Consider the following 1,300-nt stretch of genomic DNA (forward strand, 5'->3'; position numbering starts at 1 on the left):
GTCAGCCGACCAAGGCGTTCACGACCGGGTTCGAGACCCAACGCGACGGTGGGGACACCGTGTCCGTGTGCACGACCTACACCATGAGGGGGCACTGACCATGGACCGTCACCATGCCACCCGTGCGCTGGGCGCGGCGCTCGGGCAGCGCGCCGCCGTGGAGGAGATGTGGGATGACCTGAATCATTACCGTGCCCCCGCGCTTGCCCCCGCGAGGGGGCACGGACTGTGCACGGGTGAAGTGATCCAAAACTTGGACTCGTGGCTTTCCCGGATCGCCCCCGTCGTCCGCCGGGCGGACCCGCCGCGAGGTGTCCCCCCGTCCGTCGGCGGCGGGGAAATGGCTGTCCTCGGCGGGACGGGCACGGGCGAAACCTGGAGGCACGGAATGGGTTTCGAAGCTTTGATGACGTGCCTGCACGGGGACATCGCGGACCCGTCGGTGAGGCTCGGCGAAGATTTCGTGAAGGCGATAACCCCGTTGTTGGCTCTCGCCCACGGTGACAGGAGGATGTGATGACCCGGGCGTTTCAGGTTCTGATCGAGGGCACCGCTGAAGCCGCTGAGGCTCTCGGCAAAGGGATGGGCACTGCCGCCGCCGATGCCACTGCCGAAGCCGGTGCCGCCGAAGCCGGTGCCACTGCCACTGCCGCCGCTGCCGGGACTGGTGGGAAAGAGGCACTCGCCGCCGCCGCCAAGGCTGGCGGGAGTAAAGGGAAGAGTCTGTTCTCCAAGGGTGTTGGCTATGCCAAATCCCACCCGAAGAAGGCTTTGCTCGGCGCGGGCATCGCGGGGGTCACGACGGCGGCGCTGCTCGGCGATGACGACCACCAGCCCATCAAGGGCATCAACAATCTCCTCGACAAGGCGGGGCTGCCCACCCTCGACGACATCGCCGGCACGGGTCACGGCACGGGCACGGGCACGGGCACGGGCACGGGTCACGGCGAAATCGAAATCGACACGGAGGAACTCGCGGCGTTCGCCGTCGAATTGCGACGGGCGGCGGATTCCCTGCACAGCGCCCCCGGGGAAATGAAGAGCGTCATCGAGCACCTCGTTCAGCATTACTCGACTGACGGTTCTGGCACACCGACACGGGACGGTGGTCCCATGCCGTGTGCGAAGGAGACCGTGAAAGCCCTGACCGCTCTGGGACACCACTACGACCAGGTCGTGTCGGGAATCATCAGTCAGCTCACCCACGACGCCGCCGCCATCGACGAGCTGTGCCAAACCCACGACGACAGCGAGCACGAGCACGCGAACAAGTTCAACAACATCGACACGAACCTGACGA

1 protein-coding gene and 1 pseudogene are annotated in these 1,300 nt (G+C 66.3%); both read left to right on the forward strand.

Going from position 1 to position 1,300, the window contains the following annotated elements; genetic code table 11:
• The first annotated feature begins 100 nt into the window (after window positions 1–100).
• The gene (locus AC2VON_RS04535) at window positions 101–517 is read left to right on the forward strand and encodes a hypothetical protein (RefSeq protein ID WP_486951874.1); all 417 of its coding nucleotides are present in this window, start codon (window positions 101–103) and stop codon (window positions 515–517) included.
• Window positions 514–1,300, forward strand: a pseudogene (locus tag AC2VON_RS04540) (hypothetical protein); the annotation flags it as partial. The gene AC2VON_RS04535 and the pseudogene AC2VON_RS04540, both read left to right, overlap by 4 nt.

The organism is Mycobacterium sp. TH-M82, assembly GCF_057473605.1.

Excerpts from the sequence above, each read along its gene's own strand:
- AC2VON_RS04535 (WP_486951874.1), top strand. The coding sequence starts at position 101 with ATGGACCGTCACCATGCCACCCGTGCGCTGGGCGCGGCGCTCGGGCAG.